Source organism: Alloactinosynnema sp. L-07, assembly GCF_900070365.1.
GTDB lineage: Bacteria > Actinomycetota > Actinomycetes > Mycobacteriales > Pseudonocardiaceae > Actinokineospora.
On sequence record NZ_LN850107.1, the window covers coordinates 1273780 to 1299649 of the forward strand.

The following is a 25870-nucleotide window of genomic DNA, read 5'->3' on the forward strand; positions in this document are numbered from 1 at the left end:
CCGTAGATCAGCCCGGTCCGGCGTCGTGGACGTAGCGGGCGACCTGAACCCGGTTGGTGACCTCTAGTTTGGCGAACACGGTTCCGACATGCGTCTTGACCGTGGCCACACCCAGGTTCAGCGCGTGCGCGATCTCGGTGTTCGTCATCCCTTCGCTGACCGCGACCGCGACGACGCGTTCCCGGTCGGTGAGCCGGTTGAGCAGCGCGCGCGCCGTGCGCTGCCGGGAGTCGTCCGACCTGGTGACCGCGGCGATGAGCTGGGTGGTGACGCTGGGGGAGAGCATGGGCTCGCCGAGGGCGACCCGGCGCACGGCGACGACGATGTCGGCGGGGGCGGTGTCCTTGAGCAGGAAGCCCGCCACGCCGTGCCGCAGCGCGGTCACGACTGTCTCGTCGGTGTCGAAGGTGGTCAGGATGATGATCCGCGCCGTCGTGCCCAGGTCGCGCAGCCGCCGGGCGGCGGCCAGACCGTCCAGCCGCGGCATTCGGATGTCCATCAGGACGACCTGGGGCGACTCGCGCTCGACGACCTGGATCGCCTCGTGTCCATCGCACGCCTCGCCCACCACATCGATGTCCTGGGCCCCGCCCAGGATCATCCGCAGACCCGCGCGCACCAGCGGATCGTCATCGACCACGACGACCCGCACCGCTCTCAGCTCGGCCATGGCAGCCTCGCGCGCACGAGGAAGGTCCCGTCCGGCCCGGGTCCGTATTCCAGCGCCCCACCCGCCAGCGAGGCTCGTTCGGTCAGTCCGGCCAGACCGACGCCTGCCGATGGCAGGTCCAGCCCAACGCCATCGCCTATCGGATTGCGCACCTCGATCTCCAGCAGACCACCGGGCGTGCCGGACAGTCGCACCATGACCGGCTGACCGGGCGCGTGCTTGCGGGCGTTGGTCAGCGTCTCTTGGACGATTCGGAACGACGTGCGCGACAGCGTCTCCGGCAGCGCGGGCAGCCTCTCGCCCGGTAGGCCTGAGGTGTCGAGCAGGACAGTCGAACCGGCCTCGCGAGCGTCGGCGAGGAGGGCGGGCAGCTCCGCGAGGGTCGGCTGAGGCCGCTCGACATCCGCGGTGCCGGATCGCAGGACGCCCAGCACCTCGCGGAGTTCGCTCAGCGCGAGTCGCGCGTTGGCCTGGATGGTCTGGGCGGTCTCGCTGGTCTGCGCGCGGCTCAGGTCCTCGCGGTAGGCGAGGGCGCCCGCGTGCAGTGCCACCAAGGAGATCCGGTGCGCCAGGACGTCATGCATCTCCTGGGCGATCCTGGTCCGCTCGGCGTCGCGGGCCACCTTCGTCGTCAAGGCCTGCTCCCGTTCGGCGATCAGCACCCGCTCGTACAGCGAGGCCACCAGCTCGCGGCGGGCCGCGATGTAGAACCCGGTGATCACCGCGGCCGCGAAGAACATCAGGCCGAGAACGATACTGCCCACTGAGGTGTAGACGCTGTCATCGACGAACGAGAATCGCGGCCAGTACAGCACCTCCGACAGGACCTGACAGCCGAGGAACCCGGCGCCGGTGGCGGCGACCCAGCCGCGCCTGCGCCAGGTGGCCATCGAGACGATCGCCAGTGCCGCCGGGCCCATGCAGGTCGCCGACAACGCCATCGCCGAGGTCGTCAGGATCGCGACCGCCAGCGGGTGGCGCCTGCGCAGCGTAAGGACGGCGAGTCCGGCCACGCCGAGCACGAAGTCGAGCAGGAGCACCGCGCCGATGGTGTCCTCTTGCGCCGCGGTCAGCGGGACGGACAGCTGCTCGGTGGCCCACGCGGTCCAGGCCATCGCTCCGGCCGTGCCCGCGACCAGGTAGCGCCAGACCCGCGACCAGGGGCGCAGCGTCGGGTGCGACTGGTGCATGGGGTCAGCCTAGGCAGCGGCGGCCGGTCGCGGATCCACCCTGCGGCGCCGAGCGCCTCCACCGAAAGGTGGAGACCGCCGAGACCGGCGGGGGAGGTGCCCGACGCGAACGCCCTGAATCGTGGTCATCACCCGAAAGCGTGTCGCCACAAGGAGTTTCCGATGATGACCCCCAAGACCCTCGCGCGGATCGCGGGCCTGCTCTACCTGACTCTCGCCGTCCTTGGCGGCTGGGCACAGCTGGCCGTGCGCGGCACCGTCTATGTCCCCGGCGACGCCACCGCCACGGCCGCCAACCTCGTCAACCACGAGACGCTGTTCCGCTTGGGCTTGGTCGCCGACATCCTCATGGCGATCGTCTTCGTCTTCCTCGGGCTGGTCCTGCACCGCCTGCTGCGGCACGTCAACGAGCTGGCCGCGACAGCGCTTGTGGTGTTCGTGGCCGTCGGTGCGGGGGCCATTCTCGTGAACCTCACCTTCCATGTCGGTGCGCTGCTGGTGCCCGGTGATCCGGCGATGGCGCTGCTGATGCTCGACCTGCACCACAACGGCTACATCCTCGGCGGCGTCTTCTTCGGCCTGTGGCTGCTGCCGATGGGCTACCTCGCCCACCGGTCGAGCCTGTTCCCGTCCTGGCTCGGCGTGCTGCTCGTCATCGGCTGCTTCGCCTGGATCGCCGACCCGGTGATCCACTTCGCGCTGCCGGACGCGCCGAGCCTGGTCCGTGGCGCGGTGTCCGTCCCGACCGCCATCGCGGAGTTCGGTCTGATCTTGTACCTGCTCATCCGCGGTGTGCGGACCCCGAGGGCCGTCAGTGTGTCCTAATCGGACAGTCGGGCCGACAGTGCCCGCACCAGCGGCTCGGTGTCGACCGGCTTGCCTTGCTCCTCCAAGGTTCGTACCAGAGTCCCCAGCACCGCGCCCACCGTCGACTCCCCGGCGTCGTCGGTCAGCAGGGCCGCGGCTCGGCGGGCGTCGCTTTCGGCCTCGGGGAACTGGCCGAGGTCCATTCGCAATCGAGCCGCTCGGCCTGCCAGGAACGCATGCCACTCAGGGTTGCCCAGGCGGACGGCGTACTCCTCGGTCCGCTGGTTGACCTCCAGCGCCTCGGCGAACCGCTGGTGGTGGGCCAGCAGGGCAACCCGGAACCCGATGACGTCGGCCAGTTCGTCCAAGGCCCCCGGCACGGACTCGTCCGGCAGGAGGCGGGCGGCCTCGTCGAGGGCGGCGATGCCCGCGTCGAGGTCGTCGAGGCCGATGGCGTGGGCGAGTTTCACCATCGACTCCGCGGCGGCCACCGGGTTGCCCGCGACGATCCAGGTGCCCGCCGACTCGCGGAACGCCGCGGCGGCGCCGGGGTAGTCGCCGAGTTCGAGGCGGGCGTCGCCCAGTTGGAACAGCACGTGGCCGCGCAGGCCGTGGTCGTCGTCGTCCGCGGTGGCGAGCACGGCGTCGAAGTGGTCGGCGGCGGTGTCGTACTCACCGAGGTTCCGGCAGGCCAGAGCCAGTCGGTAGTGGATGTCGGTGACCGGGCCGACATAGGCCGTCGGCATCAGGCGCAGCGCCTCCTCCAGGGTCTCCGCGGCCTCGACGTCGCGGCCGACGGACAGGTAGCCCGCCGACAGGTGCAGGCACGCCTGGGCGACCGCGCCCGGAGTCAGATAGGTCCGGGCGGAGGCGACGGCGTCGAGCAGGGTCGGCAGGTGGGTGCCCGCGAGGTCGGTCTGGTCGAGCAGGCCCGCCAGCTGCATCAGCGCCTCGGCCACCCACGGGCCGGGGACGGTCCTGGCCAGCGCGACGAACTCGGTGAACTGGTCGACCGAGTCCTCGACCCGGCCGACATTGGCGAGCAGGCGGGCGCGGTGGCCGCTGACCGCCAGCCGCGTCGACTCCGGCCAGCGGCCCAGGTCCGCGGCCAGCTCGTCGATGATCGCCAAGGCGCCGTCGAAGTCGCCGCGGCGTTCCAGGAGTTCGGCGCGGGCCTTGCGGACACCGCCGATGCGCTCGGGGGCCTTGGCCAGCGCGACCAGCTCCGCGGCGTCCACTTCGGACTCCGCGCGGTCGGGCTCGGTGTCGGCGAGCAGGTCGGCGGTGGCCAGGTGGGCGCGCATCACGCCGATCGGGTCGTCGATCTCACGGGCGATGTCCATGGCGACGCGGGCGTGCTCGGCGGCGTCCACGGGGCGGTCGGCCGAACCGAGCAGGTCCGCCAGGAACGCGTGCAGCCGGGCCGCCGCGGCCCGCTCGCCCGTGGCGGTGAGCCGGTCGAGCACGTCGAGCAAGCAGTCGATCAGCTCGTCGGCGTTCTCCCGGCGGGCCAGCCAGGTGCGGTGCACCGCGACCCTGGCGGCCAGGCCCGGCGGCAGCAGGGCGTCCAGGTCGGCGGGCAGCGTGGCCAGCAGACGCGCCCCGCTGAACAGGGCGCCGTCGTCCATCGCGGCGCAGGCGCGTTCGGCGAGTTCCACCGGGTCGGCGACGACCGGCTCGGCGACGGGGGCCTCAGGCCGCGGCGGGATCGGCGCCGGGGCGGTGGGCACCGCGAGCACCACGGGCCCGGCGTCGGGCAGGGCCAGCGTCTCCTCGACCCTCGCGCTCACCGCGTCCGTCCCATTGCGACGGTCGAACTCCAGTGCCGTGGCGCGGGCGGTGTCGACGCAGCGGGCCAACAGGCGCTCGCCGTCCACCTCGCCGTCGGGCAGCCGGAACGACAGCTCGGCCCGGTCGGGCACCCGGCTCAGCAGCAGTGCCGCGGCCGCGGCGAAGTCCTGGCGCACCTTCGGGCTCGGTGGCTCGACCAGCACGTCCAGGTTGCGCGACAGGATGTCCAGCCCGCGTCGCGCGTTGCCGGTGACCGCGCAGAACCGCAGGTGCGCGTGCAGCGCGGACCGGGCCTGCGGGGTGTCGCGCACGACCCGGTAGGACACCAGGTGCGCCCGCGCGGCGTCGTCGAGCCTGCCGGTGGCCAGGTAGGCCTCCAGCAGTGACGCCATCACCCCGTGCGGCTGCTCGGCGCAGTCCGACGGCTCGGTCAGCACCGCGCGCGCGGCGTCGATGGCTTCCTGAAAACGCTTGCGGGACACGAAATACCCGACCTGACTGTCCACAACGCACGCCGGGCAGTCGCTCATGTCGTCTGGCTCGGCGGCCCGCCACGCGGCGAAGTGCGCGTCGGCCGCGGCGGTGTCGCCGGTGTGGTGGGCCAGCGCGCGCAGCTTGTCGTGCACGGGGTGCAGGGAGTAGCCCTGCTGGCGGTAGCGGTCGGCCAACTCGTCCACCACGGACGTGATCTGGGCCAGGCTGAACCGGGGATCACCGAGCAGCCCGGTGGGCAGCCACTTGTGCATCCAGTTGAACTGGTGCAGCGCCCACTCGTCGAACGCGTCCGGGTGTTTGCGCTCGGTGGTGCGCAGCCACGCGAACGGGGTGAGCATCAGGTCGTAGCGGCGGATCTCGCGGTAGGCGTTGACCAGGATCAGCCGCGCGGCCACCCCGTAGTCGACGAACCCGGCCCCGTCGGCCGCCCGCGCCGCGCGCTCCAGCGCCTCGCACTTGGCCTGCCCGGCGGGCATCGAGTCCGTCTCGTGCACGAGATGGGCGACGTGGTCGCGCAACTCGTCGGCGTTCTGCTCCGACACCGCGGTCCTTCCCCAGTAGTACTTGTCAGTGTCCGATGGCGCGGTCGAGCAGGTCCAGGAAGGACCCGTTGAGCGTCGCGGTGTCCTTGGGCCGCAGCGGCCGGTGCGACTGCAGCAGCGCGTGCACGTAGAGCGCGAGCACCGCGGTCTCCAGCAGCGACGGGTCCTCGATCCCGGCGAGCCGGGCCACCAGTGGGTTGCGGGTGTTCAGCACGAGCTGTTGGGCCGCGCCGGAACCGGAGTCGACCAGTTGGCCGAGCAGGTCCTGCCACAGCGGGTCGGCGTCCTCGCGGGCGTCGGCGGCGTCGCGCCTGCGCGCCCCGCCCGCGTCGGCCACCAGCAGCGCGGGCAGCGACACCGGGTCGAAGTCGCGCAGCATCGGCTCACAGTCGTGGCTGTCGAGCGCCTTGCAGGCGACGGACATCGTGCGCTTCAAGGACGCCTCGACCTGGGCGGTCGGCCTGCCGAGGGCGGCCAGCAGCTCCGCGGGGTCGACCCGGCGCGCGGTCAGCCCGCCGTCGAGGGTGGCCAGCCTGCGCAGCAGCTCGGTGTCGTAGGCGTATCCGGCGTTGACCAGCCCGATGCCCTGCGCGCGGGCGACCGGGGCCAGCTGGCGGAACTCGTCGACGTCCGGGGTGTAGAGGACGGTCTGGTGGTTGCGGCGGAACTGGCGCAGCGGCATCGTGCCGCGCGTGGTCTCGAACGGCACCCACCGCTCGGCCAGCCGCAACAGCTCGTCGTCGATCAGCGCCACCGACTTGATCCCGAGCTGGTGGGCGGCCAGCAGCGCACCCGCCCGCTCCGGCTCGGTGGCGTCCAGGCGCAGCAGCCACTCCCGCAGCCTGCTGCCCATCGCGTCACGCACCGCCAGCAGGGTCTCGTCCTCGTAGAGCGACTCGCGGCTGGCCGTGGGCCGCAGCGCCGAGGTGTCCACGACACAGCGGACGAAGTAGGCCCAGTCCGGCAGCAGGCCCTCGATCGATGTGCCGACGAGCATCCGCTTGAGGTAGACCCGGTGGGCTTGGCGGCTGCCCGGGTTGGCCCCGGCGGGCAGCACGAACGCCGCGCCGGTCAGCCCGGCCGCGCCGAACTCCAGCGGCACCACGTCGAACGGCTCGAAACCCAGCGTCGCCTTGCAGTACGCGGCGAGCCTGCCGTGGTGATCGGCCACCGACTCGCCGCCGCGGCGCACCCAAGGCAGCTCCTCCTCGGTGACCAGCACCTGTCCGCCCGCGCCCGCGACCCGCACCTCGAAGGGCAGCAGCGAGCCGAACTCGGCGGCCAGCATCGCCACGGTGTCGTACTCGGCCCAGTGGTCGCAGTCGCGCCGGGGAACCAGCTCCACGGTCGTGCCGACCTCGGCGCGCGCCGAGTCGTCCACCTCGACCTCGTACGTCCCGTCGCCGTGCGCCACCCAGCGCACCGCGGGGCCGCCGGAGGCCGACCGGCTCACCAGCCGCACCTCGTCGGCGATAAGGAAGCACGACAGCAGGCCGACGCCGAACTGGCCGAGGAAGTCCTGGCGGGCGAAGCCCAACTCGTCGCGCTTGGACGTGCCGCCCAGCGTGGACAACAGGGTGTGCACCTCGGACTCGTCCAGGCCGATGCCGCTGTCACTGATCCGCAGCGTGCCATTGCCGGTACGCTCTGTGGTCTCCACCAAGATCGCCGCGGGCGCCGACGGGTCGGCGAGTCTGCGCGCGGTCACCGCGTCCACCGCGTTCTGCAACAGCTCGCGCAAATAGACGCGAGGGCTGCTGTAAAGGTGATGGCTGAGCAGATCGATGACGCCACGCAGGTTGACGCCGAATGTCTGAGCCAATGTGACCTCAACTGCGGTAGGGAGCGGCCACGCGGGGGGCCGGGCCGGGCGGAGGTGACAGTACAGGTGTCCGATGTCCACGGGAGGCTTTCACCTGTCCGCCCACGCTCGGTCGCGGTGATGGTTCGGGGTCCCGCGGGCACGCGACGCAGTCGTCGTGTTCGCGGGACCCCGAACCATCACCTTCCCGGCGACCGAGCCGCATGCCCGGAGGGCATGCCATATAGCTACGATCAACCTGTTCACTCGGTCTGTCGGGTGTTCCGCCTGGCCACCACCTCGGGAGCTTGTACCAACCATGTCCGGAGCCAACGACCCGTACGACCCCAAAGAGGTCGCGGCGCTGCGGCCGGAGACCCTCCAGGCCGCCGTCGAGAAGGCCCGTGAGGAATTCGCCGGTGCCGCCGACCTCGACGCGCTCGCCGCGGTCAAGCCCCACCACCTCGGTGACAAGTCGCCGCTGCTGCAGGCCCGCCGGGAGATCGGCGCGCTGCCGCCCAAGGCGCGGTCGGAGGCGGGCAAGCGGGTCAACGAGGCCCAGGGCCTGATCTCCGCGGCCTTCGACGAGCGGCGCGTGGCCCTGCAGGCCGAGCGCGACGAGCGTGTCCTTCGCGAGGAGGGCGTCGACGTCACCCTCCCGTGGGATCGCACACCCCGCGGCGCGCGCCACCCGCTGACCACGCTGTCCGAGCGGGTCGCCGACGTGTTCGTCGGCATGGGCTACGAGGTGGCCGAGGGCCCCGAACTCGAAGCCGAGTGGTTCAACTTCGACGCGCTGAACTTCAAGAAGGACCACCCGGCGCGCACGATGCAGGACACCTTCTATGTCGCGCCCGAGGGCTCCAGCCTGGTGCTGCGCACCCACACCTCGCCGGTGCAGATCCGCAGCCTGCTCGGCCGTGACCTGCCGGTCTACGTCGTCTGCCCCGGCCGGGTCTACCGGACCGACGCGCTGGACGCGACCCACACCCCGGTGTTCCACCAGGTCGAAGGCCTCGCCGTGGACAAGGGCCTGACCATGGCCCACCTCAAGGGCACCCTCGACGCCTTCGCCAAGGCCATGTTCGGTCCCGACGCCCGGGTCCGGCTGCGCCCGTCGTTCTTCCCCTTCACCGAGCCGTCGGCCGAACTGGACGTGTGGTTCACCGAGAAGAAGGGCGGCGCGGGCTGGATCGAGTGGGGTGGCTGCGGCATGGTCAACCCGAACGTGCTGCGCGCCTGCGGTGTCGACCCCGAGGTCTACTCGGGCTTCGCGTTCGGCATGGGCCTTGAGCGCACCCTGCAGTTCCGCAACGGCATCCCCGACATGCGCGACATGGTCGAGGGCGATGTCCGGTTCACCCTTCCTTTCGGCACGGAGGCTTAAGTGAGGATCCCCGTCAGCTGGCTCCTGCAGCAGCTCGAACTCACTGAGGACCATCGGGAACTCAACGCCGAACAGATCGCCGAGGAGTTCGTCCGGGTCGGTCTGGAAGTCGAGGACGTCAGCACGCTTGGCCCGGTCACCGGTCCGCTCGTGGTCGGCCGGGTGGCCGAGATCGAGGAGCTGACCGAGTTCAAGAAGCCGATCCGGTTCTGCACCGTCGAGCTGATCGACCCCGACGACCTCGACCAGGAGGAGTCCGCGCTGCCCGCGACCACCCAGGTCGTGTGCGGCGCCAACAACTTCGTCGAGGGCGACCTGGTCGTCGTGGCGCTGCCCGGCGCGGTGCTGCCCGGCGACTTCGCCATCGCCGAGCGCCAGACCTACGGCAAGGTCAGCCGGGGCATGATCTGCTCGGCCCGCGAACTGGGCCTTGGCGACGACCACACCGGGATCATGGTTCTGCCGACCGGCGAGTGCGCCCCCGGCGACGACGCGATCGAGCTGCTCGGGCTCACCGACTCGGTCATCGAGCTGGCGATCACCCCCGATCGCGGCTACGCGTTCTCCGTGCGCGGCCTTGCCCGCGAGCTGGCGTGCGCGCTCGACCTGCGGCTGATCGACCCGGCCGCGATCGAAGTGCCCGGCGCCGACAGCGACTCGGTTCCCGTGCAGATCGAGGCTCAGGACGGCTGCGCCCGGTTCGTGGTCCGCCGCGTCACCGGGGTCGACCCGACCGCGCCGACGCCATGGTGGATCCGCAGGCGGCTGATGCTGGCCGGGATCCGCTCGATCTCGCTGGCCGTGGACATCACCAACTATGTGATGCTCGAACTCGGGCAGCCGATGCACGCCTTCGACACCAAGAAGCTCGCCGGTGGCCTGGTCATCCGGCGCGCGAACGCGGGGGAGAGGCTCGTTACCCTCGACAACGTCGAACGCAAACTCGATGCCGATGACATCGTGGTGTGCGACGACTCCGGCCCGATCTCGCTGGCGGGGGTCATGGGCGGAGCCACCACCGAGGTCGGCGCCGAGACCAGCGACATCCTGCTGGAAGCGGCCATCTGGGACCCGGCGTCGATCGCGCGCGGCGTGCGTCGGCACAAGCTGCCCAGCGAGGCGTCCAAGCGCTACGAGCGCGTGGTCGACGCGGCGCTGCCGCCGGTCGCCCTGGAGCGGGCCGCCCGGCTGCTGCGCGAGTACGGCGAGGGCAGCATTCAGCCCGGCCGCACCGACGTCGGTCGGCCGTCCGTGCCCGGTCCGGTGTTGATGGCCATGGACCTGCCCGACCGGGTCGCGGGCGTGCGCTACGACCGCGGCGTCACCGTCTCCCGGCTGCAGCAGATCGGCTGCCGGGTCGAGATCGGCACCGCCGAGGACGGCACCCCCTGCGTCACGGCCTACCCGCCGACCTGGCGCGCGGACCTGAACCAGGCCGCCGACCTCGTCGAGGAGGTGCTGCGGCTGCAGGGTTACGACACCATCCCGTCGGAGCTGCCGCCCGCGCCGCCCGGCGCCGGGCTCAGCGCCAAGCAGCGTCGTCAGCGCACGGTGTCGCGGGCGCTGGCTGAGGCGGGCTACGTCGAGGTGCTGCCGTTCCCGTTCATCGCCAAGTCGGTGTGGGACGCCTTCGCTCTGCCCGAGGACGACATCCGCAGGCGCACGGTCTCGTTGCTGAACCCGCTGGAGGCCGACCGCGCCGAGATGGCCACCACGCTGCTGCCCGGGATGCTCGACATCCTGTCGCGCAACGTCTCCCGCGGCGCGCGGGACGTGGCGATCTACCACGTCGGCCAGGTCGTGCTGCCGCGCACCGAGCAGGTCCCGATGCCCGAGGTGGGCGTCGATGGCAGGCCGACCGACGAGGAGATCGCCGTCCTCAACGCCACCCTGCCGATCCAGCCGACCCACGTCGCGGTGATCCTCGCGGGCAACCGCGAACGCGCGGGCTGGTGGGGCAAGGGCGAACCGGCGAATTGGGCCGACGCCGTGCAGGCCGCCCGGACCGTGGCCGAGGCCGCGGGCGCCGAGCTGACCGTGCACAAGTGGGACCTGCTGCCGTGGCACCCGGGCCGCTGCGCGCAGCTGCGCGTCGGCGGGTTCCCGGTGGGTCACGCGGGTGAGCTGCACCCCAAGGTCACCGAGGCGCTGGGCCTGCCCCCGCGCACGTGCGCCATGGAGATCGACCTCGACGCGCTGCCGATCGCCGAGCGCAGGCCGGTGCCGAAGGTCTCGCCGTATCCGCCGGTGCTGCTCGACGTGGCGCTGGTCGTCGATGAAGAGGTGCCCGCCGCCGACCTGTCGCGGGTGCTGCGCGACGGCGGGGGCGAGCTGCTGGAGGAATTGAGCCTCTTCGACGTGTTCACCGGAACACAGGTCGGCGAGGGCAAACGATCTCTGGCGTACTCACTGCGATTCCGCGCCCCCGATCGCACACTGACCGTCGAGGAAGCGACATTGGCCCGCGACGCCGCCGTCGCCGCCGCGGCCGAACGTTTCGGAGCATCACTGCGCTAGGTGCTTGAGGGCCTCGCGGCGGGAGAGTGGGGACAAGCCGGGGTGGGTGTCGACGAAGTGTCGGACCCAGCCCGGTTCCGTCTTCGCGTACTCGCGCAGCGCCCAGCCGATCCCTTTGCGGAGGAAGAAGTCGGGGTCGTCGATGTTCGCCTCGATGGTGTCGGTGAGCAGGTCGGTGTCGGTGGCCTGCTTCGCCGCGAGCTGGCAGATGATCGACGTCCGGCGCTTCCAGCGGTCGTCGTCCTTCGCCCAGGTGCGTAGTCGCGGGGCGATGGTGTCGGGGTCCTGTCGCAGCAGCGGGCCGACCCTGCGGCTGGCCACCTCGTCGACGTAGTCCCACCAGGCGCCGGTGACGATGAACTCCTCGTAGAGCGGCAGCAGGTCGACGTCCTGCCAGCGCTGGTATGGCTTGTGCCCGGCCAGGTCGAGCGCGACGTAGCGCTGTTCCCGGTGCGTGGCCTCCCGCCACAGGGCCGCCATCGTGTCGACCCAGGTGGTTCTGTCCGCTATCGGGTGGGCCTGGAACAGTGCCTTTACCAACGCGGCCCGCTGCGGCTTGGCGACGCCGAAGAAAGGCATGTCGGACTTCATGTACCGCTGCATGTCCGGTGCCTTAGCCGGATCGGCGGCGGCGGCCAGCCCGGTCTCCACCGCGGCCACGAGTGAGGCGTCCATAGCCTCGACGCTAATCGCCGGCACCGACAGCGGACAGCGGGACCACCCGTGCCCCGGTGGCCAGCAGCAAGCTCGGCCGCAGCCCGAACATCGCGTGGAACGAGCTGCTCAGGTGCGACGGGCTGGCGAACCCGGCGTCCGCGGCCGCGTCGGTGAGATTGCCGCCCGCGGCGATGGCAGATCCGGCCGCCAGCATCCGAGCCCACAGCCGATACCGCCGGAAGCTGGTGCCGGTGTAGTCGCGGAACAGATGCAGGAACCGTGACGTCGACACCCCGACCGCGGCGGCCAGGCCGTCCGCGCCGCCCGGCATGGACGGATCGCGCACGATCGCCTCGGCGGCCGCCCGCACCCGCGGCCAGCGACGCCGTCTAGCGCGGGTCGCCTGTCTGGAAGTCCCCAACCGACCGTCACCTAAGGCGCGTTTTGTGGGTTGGTCGGCGTGTTGGTGCTGGATATGAAGGTGCCCCTGCGCAGGCTGGTGATTGCTGAAGATCGCCGACCTGCGAGGGGCACTGTCATGTTGCCTGCTGAGGATCTGTTCGTCCACTGCTACGTCCTCGTCGATGACCTGATCAAGGATGCAGTGGTGGTCATCCCGCCGCGTCCTGGTCCGGCACCGGCCTGCACTGACGCCGAGATCATCACGATTGGGCTGGTCAGACACCTGATGGGTCGGCGCAGCGAGTCCGGATTCGTCGCCGAGATCCGCCGCGAGTGGCCACGACTGTTCCCGTCGCTGCCTCACATCAGCGAGGTGAACCGCCGCGCCCGCTGGCTCTATGGCGCCTACGAACAGATCCGCCAGGCCGTGCTCGCCACGGTCCCTGCCGACACCTGGGGTCAGATCGACACCTCCGCGCTGCCGGTCAAACACCCCAGCCGGGTCCGCGGCCCGGACTCCTGGACCGGGCCCAACGAGCTGTGCGCCCGTTTCGGCCGCGACGCCGCACACGGCGAGTGGTTCTACGGTTTCCGCCTCGCTGTGCGCACCGACCTGGGTTCGCGGCTGGTCCGAGCCTGGGCGATCGTGCCCGCGACAGTGAGCGAACGCGCACTGGTCCCCGACCTGATCGCCGGCGCCGAGCACCTCGTCGGCCTGCTCAACGACAAAGGCTTCAACGGCCGAGCCTTCACCAAATCCCTTGCCGCACAAGGGATCACAAACCTGGTGCCGCCAACCAAGGCCGACCGCGCGACCATGCCAGCCACCCTGCAGAAGATCATCGCCGAGTGGCGCAACCGCGTGGAAACCACCTTCAGAGAACTCACCGACACCATGGAACTCGCCCGACACGGCGCTCACACCTTCCACGGCCTGCTCACCCGCACCGCCGCCACCATCGCAGCCCACAGCATCGCCCGGATCGCCCTACCGACAAACTGAACCCACAGAACGCGCCTAAGGGGACCGCGACGGCACGTAACCACGGTTACCGCATCGGCGACCGGCATGCACATCGGCGACCAAACATAGAAATTCCGGGGAGGCGGGCGAGTCGCCGTGCGCGGTGAACTGGTGGGTCAGCCGGGCCGGGATCAACGCGCTGCGCGCGGTGGTGGCGCCTGCGGGAGCGCGCACAGTGAAGGTTGAGTCCAAGGCGACGGCGAAGCACGCCACCGCCCCCGAGTGCGGGCCGAGGTTGAGCGACGGACCTCGGTACATGGCGCCGCCCGCCCACAGCCACAGCATCGGGCAGCCGGTTTCTGAAAGCGCGGACACCGTCACCTGATCCATTGTGCTGCCATGACCTTCGCGATTCTCGCTCTGGTGGCCCTGTTCTTCCTGGGCATGGGGATTCTCGGCCTCGCCGCGCCCGACACGCTGATCAAGCCGTTCGGCATCGAGTTGCGGCACTCGCTGGCCCGCACCGAGGTCCGCGCCGTATACGGCGGGTTCGGCGTCGCGATCAGCGTGGTGCTGACCCTCCCCGCACTCGACGTCGGCGGCCTGCGGACCGGAGTCGCGACCGCGGTCGCCGCGGCGCTGCTCGGCATGGCGTTCGGCAGGCTGGTCTCGGCGGTCGTGGACAGGCCGGTGCGCTTCTACCCGTCGTGGTTCTACTTCCTGGTGGAGACCATCGGCGGAACGGCGCTGCTCTTGGCCTGACCTCGTCAAATGACCGATGACAGTGGGTGGGTCCTGAGTAGGTTGTCGGCATGACCCCGTTCGAGTGGCAGGTCTACGAGCCGGACGGCCCGACCGACCGCAAGGAGCTGTACTGGGTGCTGCCGCTGGTGGTGATCCCGGTGGGGTTGATGTTCGTCCAGCCCATGATCGGCGTCTTGGCCCTCGGGATGCTCCCGGCCGTGATCGGCTTGGCCCGCCACGCCCGCTCGGACGCCCGCGGCATCACTCGCGTCCGCGTCGACCCTGGTCCAGCCCGCGAGATCGAACTCCGCCGCCCTCGCGGCAGGCCCATCGTCGGCTCGCTGGACGACATCACCGCCCTCCGCCGCGTGATCGTCGGCTACCGCGGCGGGTCCTCCGACCCGAAGCACACCGTGGAGATCTCCTTCGGCCGCAAGCGCTATCGCACCAGTGACCGCTTCACCACCGCCGACCACGACCCCAAGGCACTACTCGCCGCCCTCCAACTCGCCTGCCCCAGCGCCACCACTCTCCCCACCGCCGACCGAACCCAGTACGTCACCGACGACTGAGCCAGCACGATCCAGTTGGCGCGACTCAGATTCGGCCGGTGATTGGGCGGGCGCGCAGCAGGGCCAGTGCGGTGTCGACCAGTTCGGCGCGTTCCAGTTCGCTGACCTCGGCGAGGTCGAACCACGCCGCCATGTCGGTGCTGCCGCCGACCTCGAACCGCAGCTCCCCGCCGACGACCCGGCCCTCGTAGACCACCCGGACGCCGTGGAAGTCCGGCCGCACGATGCTGTCGATCCCCAGCAGCGTCTCGACTTCGACGCGGTAGCCGGTCTCCTCCATGACCTCGCGGATCGCGCCGTCCAGTGGGTCCTCGCCGAAGTCGACGCCGCCGCCGGGCAGCATCCACCTCGACCCGTGCGGATTTGTCCACCTGGCCAGGAGGATCTTGTCGCCGTCCAGGCAGACCGCGTAGGCGGACAGACGGGTGTGTAGGCGGCGGTTGATCGAGAGTTCCATGGGTTCCTTCGCGCCGGGGGAGCGGACAGTCGAAATCTATCCGCCGCCCCCGACACGACGGGTGGAGTTTTACCGACCCAGTCGCTGGAACCGGCGCACCGCCAGCGGCAGGAAGATCACCGTGATCACCACCGGCCACACGATCGACATCAGTAGCGCGTGCTGTTCGATCCAGCTGTCGCCGGTGGGCACCGGGTTGCCGAACAGCTCGCGGATCGCGTTCGCCGTCGACGACACCGGGTTCCACATGGCGATCGCGCCCAGCCAGTCGGGCATCAGGTGCGGCGGGGTGAAGACGCTGGAGATCATGCCGAACGGGAAGGCGACGGAGAACAGGTTGGCCGCCGCCTCCTGGTTGGGCATCAGCAGCCCGAGGTACACGCCGATCCAGATCAGCGCGAACCGCAGCAACAGCAGCAAACCGAACGCCGACAGGGTGGCGACCAGACCGCCGTCGGAACGCCAGCCGACGACCAGGGCGATCGCGGCGAGCACCGCGAGATCGAGCGACGCGCTGATCAGGTCGGACACACCGCGCCCGCTGACGACGGCGGACTGCGCCATCGGCATCGAGCGGAACCGGTCGGTGACGCCCCGCTCCTTGGCGATCGCCACCGCGACCGCGGTGTTCACGAAGCCGAACGCCATCGTCATGGCGAACATGCCGGGCATCGCGAAGTCCTTGTAGTCGACTTCGCCGACGTTCATCGCGCTGCCGAACACGTAGACGAACAGCAGGACCGACACGATCGGGAAGCCGAGCTGCCAAGCGAACACCGTGGGCTGTTTGGCCATGTGGCTCAAGTCGCGGCGGACGATCGTCAAGCAGTCGGCGAACGCCCAGTAGAGCGCGCCGCCGGAGGTTTTCGATTCGACGGTGGTCATCAGACCTTGGCTCCCTTGGTCTCGGCGAGATCGTCGCTGTCTTCGGTGCGGTGCCCGGTCAGCCGTAGGAACACCTCGTCGAGCGTCGGGCGGCGCAGACCGATGTCCTCCACCCGTACGCCCGCGTCGGCGAGCGTGCGGGCGACGTCGGTCAGCGCGGCGACCCGGTCGGCCACCGGCGCCTTGACGGTGCGCTGGTCGACGTCCACGGTCAGTTCCGCGGTGGCGACCCTGGCCACCACGTTCGCCGCCTTCGGCAGGTCGTCGGCCTCGCGCACCACCACCTCGATGCGGTCGCCGATGTCGCTCTTGAGCACGTCCGGGGTGTCGTCGGCGATCGTGCGGCCGCGATCGATCACCGCGACGCGGTGGGCGAGCTGGTCGGCCTCCTCCAGGTACTGGGTGGTCAACAGGACCGTGGTCCCGTCCGCGACGAGCGAGCGCACCGCCTGCCAGACCTCGTTGCGGCCGCGCGGGTCCAGGCCCGTGGTCGGCTCGTCGAGGAAGAGCACCTCGGGCGCGAGGATCATGCTCGCGGCGAGGTCCAGGCGCCTGCGCATCCCGCCGCTGTAGGTGTTGACCGACCGCTTGGCCGCGTCGACCAGGTCGAACTGCGCGAGCAGTTCGGTGGCCCTGACCCGCGCGGCGCGGCGATCGAGGTGGAACAGGCGGCCGAACATCTCCAGGTTCTGCCGCCCGGACAGGATCTCGTCGACCGCGGCGAACTGGCCGGTGAGCCCGATGCTGCGCCGGACCAGCGCGGGCTCGCGGCTCACGTCGTGCCCGGCGACCAGAGCGCGGCCGCCGTCCACCCGCAGCAGCGTGGCCAGGATCCGCACCGCTGTGGTCTTCCCGGCGCCGTTGGGACCCAGCAGTCCGTGCACCTCGCCGCGTCGCACCGTCAGGTCGAGACCATCGAGCGCCCGCTTGTCTCCAAACTTCTTTTGCAAGTCCTCCGCTTGAACGGCATACTTTGTCTCAGGCATGCGTACACCGTACCCGATTATGGGTACGGTGTACCCATAAAATTTCGGGAGCGGCGATGACCACGACGGAACACAGCGGCAGCGGCGACCTGAACCGCAGCCTGGAGCTGTTGTGGGACTACGCGGATCGGCCAGGGCGCGGCCGAAAGCCCGGTCTGACCCTGGACCGGATCGTCACCGCCGCGGTGGCGGTCGCCGACGCGGACGGGTTGGACGCGGTATCGATGCGCCGCATCGCGAGCGACCTCGGCGTCGGCGCGATGTCGCTGTACCGGTACGTGCCGGGCAAGGCTGAGCTGCTGGACCTGATGCTCGACCAGGTCTGCGCGGTGGTTCCCCCAGCGGAGCCGCCGTCGGACTGGCGCGGCGCGGTGGAGCTGATCGCGCGCCGAGCGATGGACATGTACCTGGCCCACCCGTGGATGCTGCAGGTCGATCAAGCCCGGCCGGTGCTCGGCCCGAACGCGCTCGCCGGACTGGACCTCGCGCTGTCCTGGCTGGCCGATGTGGCGGTGTCCGACCAGCAGAAGATCTGCCTGCTGGTGACCGTGGACGGGTTCGTCAGCAACACGGCAAGGACGAGGGTCAACGCCCAGCGCGCGGTCGACCGCACCGGCGTCACCGACGAGGAGTTCTGGACCGCGCAGGCGCCGATCCTGGAGAAGGCGATGGCGGGCGGGAACTATCCGATGATGGCCGCGTTGGCCGACAACGCCTTCTCCCCGGAGGGGACTGATCTGTTCGACTTCGGCTTGGGCCTGCTGCTGGACGGGCTGCAGGCCTTTCTGTCACGGAGCTGAGGCCAGCCGGTTGCGCGCGCGGGCCCGGTCGGCCTCCGGCAGGTCGTCGGCGTCGAGCAGGCGGGGCAGCAGGTCCGGCTCCAGCGTGATCGCGCGGAACGCCAGACCCATCGTGACGCCGTGGCCGGGGCGGCGGACGACGGTGATCTCGTCGCCCGCGGCCACCTCGCCGGGGTTGAGCACCTTGAGGTAGGCGCCGGGGACCGCGCGCTGGGTGAACGTCTTGACCCAGCCCTGCTGGTCGAGCCACACCGCGAACGTTCGGCACGGGATGCGCGGCACGGTCACCTGCAGCAGCAGGTCGCCGATGCGCCACTGCTCGCCGACCTCGGCGCCGGTGACGTCCATGCCGACCGTGGTCAGGTTCTCGCCGAAGACGCCGGACGGCAGGGGCGTGGCGAGCTCGGTCTGCCAGCGGTCGAGGTCCTCGCGGGCGTAGGCGTACACCGCCTGGTCCGGGCCGCCGTGGTTGTCGATGTCGCAGATCTCGTCGCCCGCGACGCCGCTGCGCCCGGGGCCACCGGGTGCGTTGATCGCGACCGCGTGCTCGACCGGCCGCTTGTCGATGGCGGACCGGCCCGCCTTGGACTCGATGGGCCGGGCGATCCCGACGTTGACCGACAGGATCCGGGGGCGCTCGATGCTCACCACCCGAAACTACCGCGAACCGCCACTGGGTTTCCGCGCCCGCGCATCGAGAGTTGGCTCACCGCGCGCCGGTCTCGGTTCGGTCCCGGCGGGGCCGCGCGCCTATGCTCCGGGCCTGTGTCCACCAGCTCGAAGCGCCCGGCGCCGATGATCGCGCCCAGTATCCTGTCCGCTGACTTCGCTCGGCTCGCTGATGAGCTCGCGGCGATCCGGGGCGCCGACTGGGTGCATGTCGATGTCATGGACGCGCACTTCGTGCCGAACCTGACCCTCGGCCTGCCGATCGTCGAGGCGCTGCTCAAGGTGACCGACATCCCGATGGACTGTCACCTCATGATCGAGGACCCGGACCGGTGGGCCATCGGGTACGCCGAGGCGGGCGCGCACAACGTCACCGTGCACGTCGAGGCCGCGGCCGACCCGATCAAGCTCGCCAAGGACCTGCGAGCCGCCGGGGCCAAGGCGGGGCTGAGCATCAAGCCCGGCACCCCGATCGAGCCCTACCTCGACCTCCTCAAGCACTACGACACCCTCCTGGTCATGTCCGTCGAGCCCGGATTCGGCGGCCAGAAGTTCATCGCCGACGTGCTCGACAAGGCGCGCACCGTGCGGAACCTGGTCGACACCGGGCACCTGAACCTGCTGGTCGAGATCGACGGCGGGATCAACGCCGACACCATCGAGCAGGCGTCCGAGGCCGGGGTCGACTGCTTCGTCGCCGGGTCCGCGGTCTACGGGGGCAAGGACCCCGCCCTGGCGATCGAGGCGCTGCGGGGTCAGGCCACTGCCGCCAATCACAGGTTCGCCTAGTCCTGACAGACTGATCCGGTGGACGACACCTCAGCGATGCGGTCGGCCGCCGCGCGCTCGGAAGCGGTGCGGGGGACGACGAGCCCGAACCCGCCCGTGGGGTGCGTCATCCTGGGCCGCGACGGTGACCTGGTCGGCATGGGCGCGACCCAGCCGCCGGGTGGGCCGCACGCCGAGGTCATGGCTCTCCAGGACGCGGGCGACAAGGCGCGCGGCGGCACTGCCGTCGTCACGCTCGAACCCTGCGCCCACCACGGTCGAACCCCGCCCTGCGCCGACGCGCTCAAGGCCGCGGGTGTCGCCAGGGTCGTGTTCGCCGTCGCGGACCCCAACCCGCAGGCCGCCGGGGGACGGGCCGTCCTCGAGGCAGCCGGGATCACCGTCGAGAGTGGACTTCTCGCCGACGAGGTCGCCCAGGGGCCGCTGCGCGCGTGGCTGCACTTCGCCCGCTCCGGACGCCCGCACGTCACCTGGAAGTACGCCGCGACCCTCGACGGCCGGGTCGCCGCCGCCGACGGGACGAGCCGCTGGATCAGCTCCGAGGAGTCCCGCGCCGAGGTCCACGACCTCCGTAGGAAGATCGACGCGATCATGGTCGGGCGGGGCACCGTGCTGGCCGACGACCCGGCGCTGACCGCCCGGGACGCGGACGGAACAACGCGGGCCACGCAGCCGTTGCGGGTGGTCGTGGGAACCGGAGACCTGCCCGCGGCCGCCAAGGTGCTCGACGACAGCGCCGAGACGCTGCACCTGCGCACCCGCGACCCGGCCGAGGTGCTGGCCGCCCTCGCCGAGCGCGGGATGGTCGACGTGCTGCTCGAAGGCGGGCCGACACTCGCGGGCGCGTTCGCCGAAGCGGGCATGATCGACCGGGTCCTGGCCTACCTCGCCCCGGCGCTGCTGGGGGCCGGACCTGTGGCGTTGGGCGCATCGGGCGTGTCGACCATCACCGACGCTCACCGGTTCGCCGTCGAAGGGGTCACCATGTGTGGACCGGACGTGCGGGTATCCGCCGTTCCGGTGACGGACTGAGGAGGCAACGGTGTTCACGGGGATCGTCGAGGAGCGCGGTGAGGTCATCGCGGTGGAGGACCTCGCCGACGCGGCGCGGGTCACCATCGCGGGGCCGCTGGTCACCAGCGACGCCAAGCAGGGCGACTCGATCTCGGTCAACGGGGTCTGCCTGACGGTGGTCGGTCTGGACGCGGGCGCGTTCACCGCCGACGTCATGCGCGAGACCCTCACGCGCAGCAGCCTCGACAAGGTGGCCGTGGGCGACCACGTGAACCTGGAGCGCGCCGCCGCCGTCGGCCAGCGCTTCGGCGGGCACATCGTGCAGGGCCACGTCGACGGCACGGGCGCGCTGGTCTCCCGCGAGCCCTCCGAACACTGGGACCTGGTCAAGATCAGCCTGCCCGCCGCCCTGGCCCGCTATGTGGTGGAGAAGGGCTCGATCACCGTCGACGGTGTCTCGCTGACCGTGGTCGAGGTCGGCGGCGACTGGTTCTCGGTGAGTTTGATACCGGAGACACTGCGCGCGACCACGCTGGGCGTGCGCAAACCCGGCGACAAGGTCAACCTCGAAGTGGACGTCATCGCCAAGTACGTGGAAAGACTGGCAACACCGCACCTCGGATCGACCGGGCGCGGCGCCGTAGAGGAGAGCACCAGTGAGTGACTTCGACGCCATCGAGCGCGCCATCGCCGCCATCGCCGAGGGCAAAGCGGTCGTCGTGGTGGACGACGAGGACCGCGAGAACGAGGGCGACCTGATCTTCGCCGCCGAGAAGGCGACGCCGGAGCTGATGGCCTTCATGGTCCGGTACACCTCCGGCTACATCTGCGTGCCGCTCACCGAGTCCGACTGCGACCGGCTCGACCTGCCGCCGATGTTCCACACCAACCAGGACGTGCGCGGCACCGCCTACACCGTCACCGTGGACGCCAAGGAGGGCGTGAGCACCGGCATCTCCGCCGCCGACCGCGCCCACACCATCCGCCTGCTCGCCGATGAGAAGGCCACTCCTGGCGACTTCAACCGCCCCGGCCACGTGGTTCCGCTGCGCGCCAAGGAGGGCGGCGTTCTGCGCCGTCCCGGACACACCGAGGCCGCCGTCGACCTGGCCAAGATGGCCGGTCTGCGGCCGGCGGGCGTGCTCTGCGAGATCGTGTCGCAGAAGGACGAAGGCGACATGGCCCGCTACGACGAGCTGCGCGTCTTCGCCGCCGAGCACGACCTCGAGATCATCACCATCGCTGACCTGATCGCCTACCGCAGGCGCACCGAGAAGCAGGTCGTCCGGGTCGCCGAGGCCCGCATCCCGACCGCGCACGGCGTGTTCAAGGCCGTGGGCTACGACTCGCTGCTCGACGGCATCGAGCACGTCGCCCTGGTCTACGGCGACATCGCCGACGGCGACAGCATCCTGGTCCGGGTGCACTCCGAGTGCCTCACCGGCGACGTGTTCGGCTCGCTGCGCTGCGACTGCGGGCCGCAGCTCGACGCCGCGCTGGAGGCCGTCGCCGCCGAAGGCCGCGGCATCGTGCTCTACATGCGCGGCCACGAGGGCCGGGGCATCGGCCTGATGCACAAGCTGCAGGCCTACCAGCTGCAGGACAGCGGCCACGACACCGTCGACGCCAACCTGGCCCTCGGCGTGCCCGCCGACGCGCGCGACTACGGCACCGGCGCGCAAATCCTGGTCGATCTCGGCGTGCGGTCGATGCGATTGCTGACCAACAACCCGGCCAAGCGGGTCGGCCTGGAGGGCTACGGCCTGACCGTGGTCGACCGCGTGCCGCTGTCGGTGTGGCCGAACCCGGAGAACGTGCACTACCTGCGCACCAAGCGCGACCGGATGGGCCACGAGCTGGGCCACCTGGAGCACTACGAGGGCGGGACCAAGTCCGCTGGGGGCACGACAACAGCGGTGCAGACGGGAGACGACAAGTCGTGAGTGGTGAAGGCAGGCCGGAGACCTCGGTGCCGCGGTGTGAGGGCATCCGGCTGGGCATCGCGGCGACCAAGTGGCACGCCGGGATCACCGACCAGCTGCTCAACCGCGCGCTGGCCGCCGCGGCGGAGGCGGGTATCGAGGAGCCCACGGTCGTGCGGGTGCCCGGCGCGGTGGAGCTGCCGGTGGTCTGCCAGGAGCTGGCAAAGCACCATGACGCCGTCGTCGCGCTCGGCGTCGTCGTGCGTGGCGGCACCCCGCACTTCGAGTACGTCTGTGACGCGGTGACCTACGGGCTGACCAGGGTCTCGCTCGACGAGGCCACCCCGATCGGCAACGGCGTGCTCACGGTGAACACCGAGGAGCAGGCCCACGACCGCAGCGGCCTGCCAGGGTCGGCTGAGGACAAGGGCTACGAGGCGTGCGCCGCCGCGCTGGAGACGGCGCTGGTCGTGCGCGGGCTGCGCCAGCCGTGGACCGAGCAGGGGTTCCGGTGATCGCTCGGCCGCACCGGGTGCGGTTCGTGACCGGCGCGATCGCGGTCGTGTTCGTCGCGATCTTCACGATCGTCGCCGTGCTGCTGCGCAGCACCCCGACCGGTGTCTTCTTCCACGCCTCCGACCAGGTGGCCATGGCGGGCATCGGCGTGCTGCTGGCCTGCGGCGCGTTGTGGTTCACCCGGCCGAAGGTGACCGCCGACGCCGAGGGCGTCAACGTGCGCAACCTCCTGGGCACGACGTACTTCTCCTGGGACGTCGTGGAGTCGGTGAGCTTCCCGAACGGCGCGTCGTGGGCCCGGCTGGAGCTGCCCGACGACGAGTACGTGCCGATCATGGCGCTCCAGTCGGCCGACGGCGAGCGGGCCGTGGCGGGGATCCGGGAGCTGCGCAGGCTGCTCAAAGAGTTCCGCGAGCGGTCGCACGAGGGGTAGCACTCGGGGTAGCATCGATGGTGTGAAGCTGAGTGTGAGCCTGCCGGAGGACGATGTCCGGTTCATCGACGAGTACTCGGCGCGCGCTGAGGTCGCGTCGCGCTCGTCGGTGATCCAGCTCGCCATCGCCAGGCTGCGCGAGTCCGAACTGCAGGACGAGTACGCCGCCGCCTTCGCCGAGTGGGACGCGGCCGAGGACGCCGCCCTGTGGGACGTGACCGCGGCCGATGCGTCGCGGTGACATCCACCTGGTCGACTTGGACCCCGCGCGGGGCTCGGAGGCCAACAAGACCCGGCCCGCGGTGATCGTCAGCAACGACGCGGCCAACGCGGTGGCCGCCAGGACCGGCCGCGGCGTGGTCACGGTCGTGCCGATCACGTCCAACACCGGCCGGGTCTTCCCGTTCCAGGTGCTGCTGCCGGTCGCGTGCGGCTTGGACCTGGAGTCGAAGGCGCAGGCCGAGCAGGTGCGGTCGGTGGCGACCACGCGGATCCGCGGGCGGATCGGCAAGGTCCCGCCCGAGTTGCTGGCTCGCCTCGACGAGGCGCTGCGCATCCATCTCTCGTTGAGTTGAACCTTTAACGGAACCTCGACGTAGGGCGTGGTGTAGTTCCGCTGGACGGACATGGACGCACCTGGAGGCCACACGTGACCGCTGTAGAACCCACCACGAACCCTGAAACCAGGTCCCGGCGCGAGGTGCTCTGCGGCTTGATGGTCGCTCTGGTCGCCCCCGGCGCGCTCGTCGCGGCCTGTTCCGACTCGTCGCCGTCGGGCTCAACCGGAACCACCACCACGGGCACGACCACCGCCGCGGGTACCTCCGGCGCCGCCGGGTCGACGGCCCTCGCGACGCTGGCCGACGTCCCGCAGGGGAGTGGCAAGATCGTCACCGGCACCCCGAAGGGCGCGCTGGTGCTGGTCCGCCCCACCGCGGACACTGTGCGCGCCTTCGACGCCGCATGCCCGCACCAGGGCACCACGGTGAGGGCTCCAGTCAACGGCACGATCACCTGCCCCAATCACGGCAGCACCTTCGACGGCGCCACGGGCGCGCTCAAGGGTGGGCCCGCGACGACCGGACTCAAGGAAGTCCCGGTCAAGATCGAGGGCGACAAGATCGTCCTGGCCTGACCGCGACCCCGCGGACGGTCGTCGCCGACCGTCCGCGGGCGGGCGTCAGGACCGGCCTAGATGATTGATTCCTGACTGTCGCCTGGTATCGGCTGGTCCACGGCGTCGCTGCCAAGGCGCAGGGACAGCGCGCGTACCGGGTGTACGTGGCTGTTCCTGCAACGCGGGCAGCGGCGTTGTGGGCCGGTCGAGACCTGGTGATAGTCAGGAATCAATCATCTAGGGCGAGCACGCGCGGATCGGCGTGCAGGCCCGCGGTCAGGCGGATGGTGATGAACTCGTTGTTGTCGGGCTTGCCGGGCGTGCGGCCCGACGAGAACGGGAAGTCGTTGTCGTTGAGGACACCGAGGGTGCGGTCGTCGAGGATCACGACGTCCTCGATGGTGGTGAACGGGAAGGTGAACGGGTCGCCGAAGCCGCCGGTCGCGCGCGGGTTGGCGAGGTTCATCAGGTCGGCGACCAAGGTCTTGTCGAGCTTGCCGTCGCGGTCGCGGTCGCGCTTGTCGGCCAGGTAGATCTTCTTGGCCTTCGCGTCCGCGCCCTGGAAGCCGTCGCGCTCGATGATCAGCAGGCGGTCCCGGTCGACGGTGATCGCGTCGCCGATGGCGTGCGCGGGGCTGTCGAGCTGGTAGATCCACTTGGTGCCGGTGTAGGCGCCGGTCCGCAGGTCGAACTCGTTGAGCCGCAGGGTGCCCGGCGCCGGAGGTGCGTAGCGCCTCCGGACTCCCATGGCCTCGCAACCGCACCTGACCAATAGACCCGCGCCGTGAAGCTCTAGAACGGCGAGCCAGCTGAGTACTCCCGATCTCCAGCGCGGCCGCCGTGGTCGCGTTGATCGAACGCTAGGTGCGCCGGGTGAACGTCCGGTGGCCTGCGGCGGAGCGCTGAATGATCCTCAGCTCAGCCGGGCCTGAGCGCGCGCCTTCCACGCCCACGAACCGCTCGTGTCCGAGCAGCGCAGAACCTGTTCCCATGCCTGCCGAGCCGCGCGCCGGTCACCCGCGCCCGCCAGCGCCGCGCCGTATTCGTAGAGCCGCGCGCGGCTTCTGGTACCCCGATTGATCGATCCGTCAGGCCCGCTGGACCACAAGAAGGTGGTACGCCCCGCCGTGCCTGCCGATTTCGCGATGGTCGACCAGGTCAAGGCCCGCGCCCGCGAGCGTGTCGATCACCTCGGCCACCGGGCGTACCCGGAACCCGTGCTCGACCACCGGCAACCCGGCCATCGCTGCCGGGTCCATCAGGCCGATCACCGCGCGCCCACCGGGCCGCAGGACCCGGGTCATCTCGGTGAAGGCGAGCGCCACGTCCTCGATGAAGTAGATCGTGTTGAGCGTGATCAGCCCGTCCAATTCGGCGTCCGCCAGCGGAAGCGCGGTCATCGAGCCGGTGTGCAGGCGCAGTTTGCCCGAGTGGAACCGGCGGGCCGCGCGCTCGACCATCGAGGGGGAGTAGTCGATCCCGTGGACGAGGCCCGCGCGCTCGATCAGCAGGCCGAGTCCCAGCCCGCCGCCGAACCCGAGGTCGGCCACGGTGTCGGTCGGGGTGGGGGCCAGCGCGTCGACCGCCGCGGTGATGGCGTCCCGGTTGCCCTTGTTGAGCATCCGGGCGACCAGCCTGCCGTAAAGGCCGCGCGGCCTGCCGAGTTGGCTGGCCAGCGAGCGGAACAGCGCAGTGCGTACACCCATGATCGCTCCGTCTCGCCGGGGACCGGTCCACCCTACT

Annotated in this window: 29 protein-coding genes; 16 read left to right on the top strand and 13 right to left on the bottom strand. The window is 70.7% G+C overall.

Features of this window, described 5'->3' with window-relative positions:
* Window positions 1-7 precede the first annotated feature (7 nt).
* Window positions 8-670 carry a response regulator transcription factor gene (locus tag BN1701_RS06120; RefSeq protein WP_054046303.1) on the bottom strand — a complete coding sequence of 221 codons (663 nt, stop codon included), beginning with the start codon at window positions 668-670 and terminating at the stop codon, window positions 8-10.
* Window positions 658-1860: a sensor histidine kinase gene (locus BN1701_RS06125; protein WP_054046304.1), complete on the bottom strand. Its 1203-nt coding sequence runs from the start codon at window positions 1858-1860 to the stop codon at window positions 658-660. The genes BN1701_RS06120 and BN1701_RS06125 overlap by 13 nt, the downstream gene beginning before the upstream one ends.
* A gap of 165 nt (window positions 1861-2025) precedes the next feature.
* On the opposite strand from BN1701_RS06125, the gene BN1701_RS06130 reads away from it, so the two are divergent.
* On the top strand, window positions 2026-2685 hold the full coding sequence (locus tag BN1701_RS06130) for a DUF4386 domain-containing protein (RefSeq protein WP_231949505.1): 660 nt from the start codon (window positions 2026-2028) through the stop codon (window positions 2683-2685).
* Here BN1701_RS06130 and BN1701_RS06135 read toward each other — a convergent pair.
* Window positions 2682-5495, bottom strand: a complete 2814-nt coding sequence (locus BN1701_RS06135; RefSeq protein WP_054046308.1) for a tetratricopeptide repeat protein — start codon at window positions 5493-5495, stop codon at window positions 2682-2684. The two genes, BN1701_RS06130 and BN1701_RS06135, sit on opposite strands and share 4 nt — an antisense overlap.
* 25 nt (window positions 5496-5520) lie before the next feature.
* Window positions 5521-7317 carry an HSP90 family protein gene (locus BN1701_RS06140; protein ID WP_054046310.1) on the bottom strand — a complete coding sequence of 599 codons (1797 nt, stop codon included), beginning with the start codon at window positions 7315-7317 and terminating at the stop codon, window positions 5521-5523.
* Between the two features lie 298 nt (window positions 7318-7615).
* On the opposite strand from BN1701_RS06140, the gene pheS reads away from it, so the two are divergent.
* A complete protein-coding gene (gene pheS, locus BN1701_RS06145) occupies window positions 7616-8683 on the top strand; it encodes a phenylalanine--tRNA ligase subunit alpha (RefSeq protein ID WP_054046312.1) in 1068 nt (355 codons plus the stop codon).
* Complete coding sequence (pheT, locus tag BN1701_RS06150; protein WP_054046314.1) at window positions 8684-11200, top strand: phenylalanine--tRNA ligase subunit beta; 2517 nt, start codon at window positions 8684-8686, stop codon at window positions 11198-11200.
* Here the strand turns inward: pheT and BN1701_RS06155 are convergent.
* Both BN1701_RS06155 and BN1701_RS06160 read right to left on the bottom strand, forming a co-directional pair.
* A complete protein-coding gene (locus tag BN1701_RS06155) occupies window positions 11189-11875 on the bottom strand; it encodes a DNA alkylation repair protein (RefSeq protein ID WP_054046316.1) in 687 nt (228 codons plus the stop codon). The two genes, pheT and BN1701_RS06155, sit on opposite strands and share 12 nt — an antisense overlap.
* A 10-nt stretch (window positions 11876-11885) precedes the next feature.
* Complete coding sequence (locus BN1701_RS06160; protein ID WP_054046318.1) at window positions 11886-12227, bottom strand: helix-turn-helix domain-containing protein; 342 nt, start codon at window positions 12225-12227, stop codon at window positions 11886-11888.
* Between the two features lie 168 nt (window positions 12228-12395).
* Between BN1701_RS06160 and BN1701_RS06165 the strand changes: the two genes are divergently transcribed.
* The gene (locus BN1701_RS06165; RefSeq protein WP_054046320.1) at window positions 12396-13262 is read left to right on the top strand and encodes a transposase; all 867 of its coding nucleotides are present in this window, start codon (window positions 12396-12398) and stop codon (window positions 13260-13262) included.
* A 15-nt stretch (window positions 13263-13277) separates the two neighbouring features.
* Here BN1701_RS06165 and BN1701_RS06170 read toward each other — a convergent pair whose 3' ends face one another.
* Complete coding sequence (locus tag BN1701_RS06170) at window positions 13278-13604, bottom strand: hypothetical protein (protein WP_157367788.1); 327 nt, start codon at window positions 13602-13604, stop codon at window positions 13278-13280.
* 18 nt (window positions 13605-13622) lie between these two features.
* Here BN1701_RS06170 and BN1701_RS06175 point away from each other — a divergent pair, with 18 nt between their 5' ends.
* Window positions 13623-13985 (top strand): DUF4345 family protein, encoded by a 363-nt coding sequence (locus tag BN1701_RS06175; RefSeq protein ID WP_054046324.1) that lies wholly within the window; start codon window positions 13623-13625, stop codon window positions 13983-13985.
* 50 nt (window positions 13986-14035) lie between these two features.
* A complete protein-coding gene (locus BN1701_RS06180; RefSeq protein ID WP_054046326.1) occupies window positions 14036-14539 on the top strand; it encodes a hypothetical protein in 504 nt (167 codons plus the stop codon).
* Between the two features lie 25 nt (window positions 14540-14564).
* On the opposite strand, the gene BN1701_RS06185 is transcribed toward BN1701_RS06180, so the two are convergent.
* The 3 genes from BN1701_RS06185 to BN1701_RS06195 all read right to left on the bottom strand — a co-directional run bounded on the left by BN1701_RS06185 (window position 14565) and on the right by BN1701_RS06195 (window position 16867).
* The gene (locus BN1701_RS06185) at window positions 14565-14996 is read right to left on the bottom strand and encodes an NUDIX hydrolase (protein WP_054046328.1); all 432 of its coding nucleotides are present in this window, start codon (window positions 14994-14996) and stop codon (window positions 14565-14567) included.
* 69 nt (window positions 14997-15065) lie between these two features.
* Window positions 15066-15881 (bottom strand): ABC transporter permease, encoded by an 816-nt coding sequence (locus tag BN1701_RS06190; RefSeq protein ID WP_054046330.1) that lies wholly within the window; start codon window positions 15879-15881, stop codon window positions 15066-15068.
* On the bottom strand, window positions 15881-16867 hold the full coding sequence (locus tag BN1701_RS06195; RefSeq protein ID WP_054046332.1) for an ATP-binding cassette domain-containing protein: 987 nt from the start codon (window positions 16865-16867) through the stop codon (window positions 15881-15883). Before BN1701_RS06195 ends, BN1701_RS06190 begins: the two co-directional genes overlap by 1 nt.
* A gap of 56 nt (window positions 16868-16923) precedes the next feature.
* On the opposite strand from BN1701_RS06195, the gene BN1701_RS06200 reads away from it, so the two are divergent.
* The gene (locus tag BN1701_RS06200) at window positions 16924-17667 is read left to right on the top strand and encodes a TetR/AcrR family transcriptional regulator (RefSeq protein ID WP_054046334.1); all 744 of its coding nucleotides are present in this window, start codon (window positions 16924-16926) and stop codon (window positions 17665-17667) included.
* Here BN1701_RS06200 and BN1701_RS06205 read toward each other — a convergent pair.
* Window positions 17656-18315, bottom strand: a complete 660-nt coding sequence (locus BN1701_RS06205) for an MOSC domain-containing protein (RefSeq protein ID WP_369800500.1) — start codon at window positions 18313-18315, stop codon at window positions 17656-17658. The genes BN1701_RS06200 and BN1701_RS06205 overlap by 12 nt on opposite strands.
* A 147-nt stretch (window positions 18316-18462) precedes the next feature.
* Here BN1701_RS06205 and rpe point away from each other — a divergent pair, with 147 nt between their 5' ends.
* The 9 genes from rpe (at window position 18463) to BN1701_RS06250 (ending at window position 24145) form a co-directional block, all read left to right on the top strand.
* A complete protein-coding gene (gene rpe / locus BN1701_RS06210) occupies window positions 18463-19125 on the top strand; it encodes a ribulose-phosphate 3-epimerase (protein WP_054055663.1) in 663 nt (220 codons plus the stop codon).
* A 36-nt stretch (window positions 19126-19161) separates the two neighbouring features.
* Window positions 19162-20157 carry a bifunctional diaminohydroxyphosphoribosylaminopyrimidine deaminase/5-amino-6-(5-phosphoribosylamino)uracil reductase RibD gene (ribD, locus tag BN1701_RS06215; protein WP_054046336.1) on the top strand — a complete coding sequence of 332 codons (996 nt, stop codon included), beginning with the start codon at window positions 19162-19164 and terminating at the stop codon, window positions 20155-20157.
* Between the two features lie 10 nt (window positions 20158-20167).
* Window positions 20168-20803, top strand: coding sequence for a riboflavin synthase (locus BN1701_RS06220; protein ID WP_054046338.1), 636 nt, complete (start codon window positions 20168-20170; stop codon window positions 20801-20803).
* Window positions 20796-22082, top strand: coding sequence for a bifunctional 3,4-dihydroxy-2-butanone-4-phosphate synthase/GTP cyclohydrolase II (locus BN1701_RS06225; protein ID WP_054046341.1), 1287 nt, complete (start codon window positions 20796-20798; stop codon window positions 22080-22082). The genes BN1701_RS06220 and BN1701_RS06225 overlap by 8 nt, the downstream gene beginning before the upstream one ends.
* The gene (gene ribH / locus BN1701_RS06230) at window positions 22079-22576 is read left to right on the top strand and encodes a 6,7-dimethyl-8-ribityllumazine synthase (protein WP_054046343.1); all 498 of its coding nucleotides are present in this window, start codon (window positions 22079-22081) and stop codon (window positions 22574-22576) included. Before BN1701_RS06225 ends, ribH begins: the two co-directional genes overlap by 4 nt.
* Window positions 22573-23010, top strand: a complete 438-nt coding sequence (locus tag BN1701_RS06235) for a PH domain-containing protein (RefSeq protein ID WP_231949506.1) — start codon at window positions 22573-22575, stop codon at window positions 23008-23010. The genes ribH and BN1701_RS06235 overlap by 4 nt, the downstream gene beginning before the upstream one ends.
* Before the next feature lie 22 nt (window positions 23011-23032).
* On the top strand, window positions 23033-23251 hold the full coding sequence (locus tag BN1701_RS06240; RefSeq protein WP_054046347.1) for an antitoxin: 219 nt from the start codon (window positions 23033-23035) through the stop codon (window positions 23249-23251).
* Window positions 23238-23585 (top strand): type II toxin-antitoxin system PemK/MazF family toxin, encoded by a 348-nt coding sequence (locus BN1701_RS06245; protein WP_054046350.1) that lies wholly within the window; start codon window positions 23238-23240, stop codon window positions 23583-23585. The genes BN1701_RS06240 and BN1701_RS06245 overlap by 14 nt, the downstream gene beginning before the upstream one ends.
* 74 nt (window positions 23586-23659) lie before the next feature.
* The gene (locus tag BN1701_RS06250) at window positions 23660-24145 is read left to right on the top strand and encodes a Rieske (2Fe-2S) protein (protein ID WP_067520561.1); all 486 of its coding nucleotides are present in this window, start codon (window positions 23660-23662) and stop codon (window positions 24143-24145) included.
* 211 nt (window positions 24146-24356) lie between these two features.
* Here BN1701_RS06250 and BN1701_RS06255 read toward each other — a convergent pair whose 3' ends face one another.
* Window positions 24357-24875 (bottom strand): esterase-like activity of phytase family protein, encoded by a 519-nt coding sequence (locus tag BN1701_RS06255; RefSeq protein WP_082859679.1) that lies wholly within the window; start codon window positions 24873-24875, stop codon window positions 24357-24359.
* 340 nt (window positions 24876-25215) lie between these two features.
* Window positions 25216-25833 (bottom strand): class I SAM-dependent methyltransferase, encoded by a 618-nt coding sequence (locus tag BN1701_RS06260; RefSeq protein ID WP_054046352.1) that lies wholly within the window; start codon window positions 25831-25833, stop codon window positions 25216-25218.
* Window positions 25834-25870 lie beyond the last annotated feature (37 nt).

Bases quoted from the DNA above. Each gene is read 5' to 3' on its own strand.
- BN1701_RS06120 (WP_054046303.1), bottom strand. From the start codon at position 670: ATGGCCGAGCTGAGAGCGGTGCGGGTCGTCGTGGTCGATGACGATCCG.
- BN1701_RS06125 (WP_054046304.1), bottom strand. From the start codon at position 1,860: ATGCACCAGTCGCACCCGACGCTGCGCCCCTGGTCGCGGGTCTGGCGC.
- BN1701_RS06130 (WP_231949505.1), top strand. From the start codon at position 2,026: ATGACCCCCAAGACCCTCGCGCGGATCGCGGGCCTGCTCTACCTGACT.
- pheS (WP_054046312.1), top strand. From the start codon at position 7,616: ATGTCCGGAGCCAACGACCCGTACGACCCCAAAGAGGTCGCGGCGCTG.
- BN1701_RS06155 (WP_054046316.1), bottom strand. From the start codon at position 11,875: ATGGACGCCTCACTCGTGGCCGCGGTGGAGACCGGGCTGGCCGCCGCC.
- BN1701_RS06165 (WP_054046320.1), top strand. From the start codon at position 12,396: ATGTTGCCTGCTGAGGATCTGTTCGTCCACTGCTACGTCCTCGTCGAT.
- BN1701_RS06175 (WP_054046324.1), top strand. From the start codon at position 13,623: ATGACCTTCGCGATTCTCGCTCTGGTGGCCCTGTTCTTCCTGGGCATG.
- BN1701_RS06180 (WP_054046326.1), top strand. From the start codon at position 14,036: ATGACCCCGTTCGAGTGGCAGGTCTACGAGCCGGACGGCCCGACCGAC.
- BN1701_RS06185 (WP_054046328.1), bottom strand. From the start codon at position 14,996: ATGGAACTCTCGATCAACCGCCGCCTACACACCCGTCTGTCCGCCTAC.
- BN1701_RS06190 (WP_054046330.1), bottom strand. From the start codon at position 15,881: ATGACCACCGTCGAATCGAAAACCTCCGGCGGCGCGCTCTACTGGGCG.
- BN1701_RS06195 (WP_054046332.1), bottom strand. From the start codon at position 16,867: ATGCCTGAGACAAAGTATGCCGTTCAAGCGGAGGACTTGCAAAAGAAG.
- BN1701_RS06200 (WP_054046334.1), top strand. From the start codon at position 16,924: ATGACCACGACGGAACACAGCGGCAGCGGCGACCTGAACCGCAGCCTG.
- rpe (WP_054055663.1), top strand. From the start codon at position 18,463: ATGATCGCGCCCAGTATCCTGTCCGCTGACTTCGCTCGGCTCGCTGAT.
- ribD (WP_054046336.1), top strand. From the start codon at position 19,162: ATGCGGTCGGCCGCCGCGCGCTCGGAAGCGGTGCGGGGGACGACGAGC.
- BN1701_RS06245 (WP_054046350.1), top strand. From the start codon at position 23,238: ATGCGTCGCGGTGACATCCACCTGGTCGACTTGGACCCCGCGCGGGGC.
- BN1701_RS06255 (WP_082859679.1), bottom strand. From the start codon at position 24,875: ATGGGAGTCCGGAGGCGCTACGCACCTCCGGCGCCGGGCACCCTGCGG.
- BN1701_RS06260 (WP_054046352.1), bottom strand. From the start codon at position 25,833: ATGGGTGTACGCACTGCGCTGTTCCGCTCGCTGGCCAGCCAACTCGGC.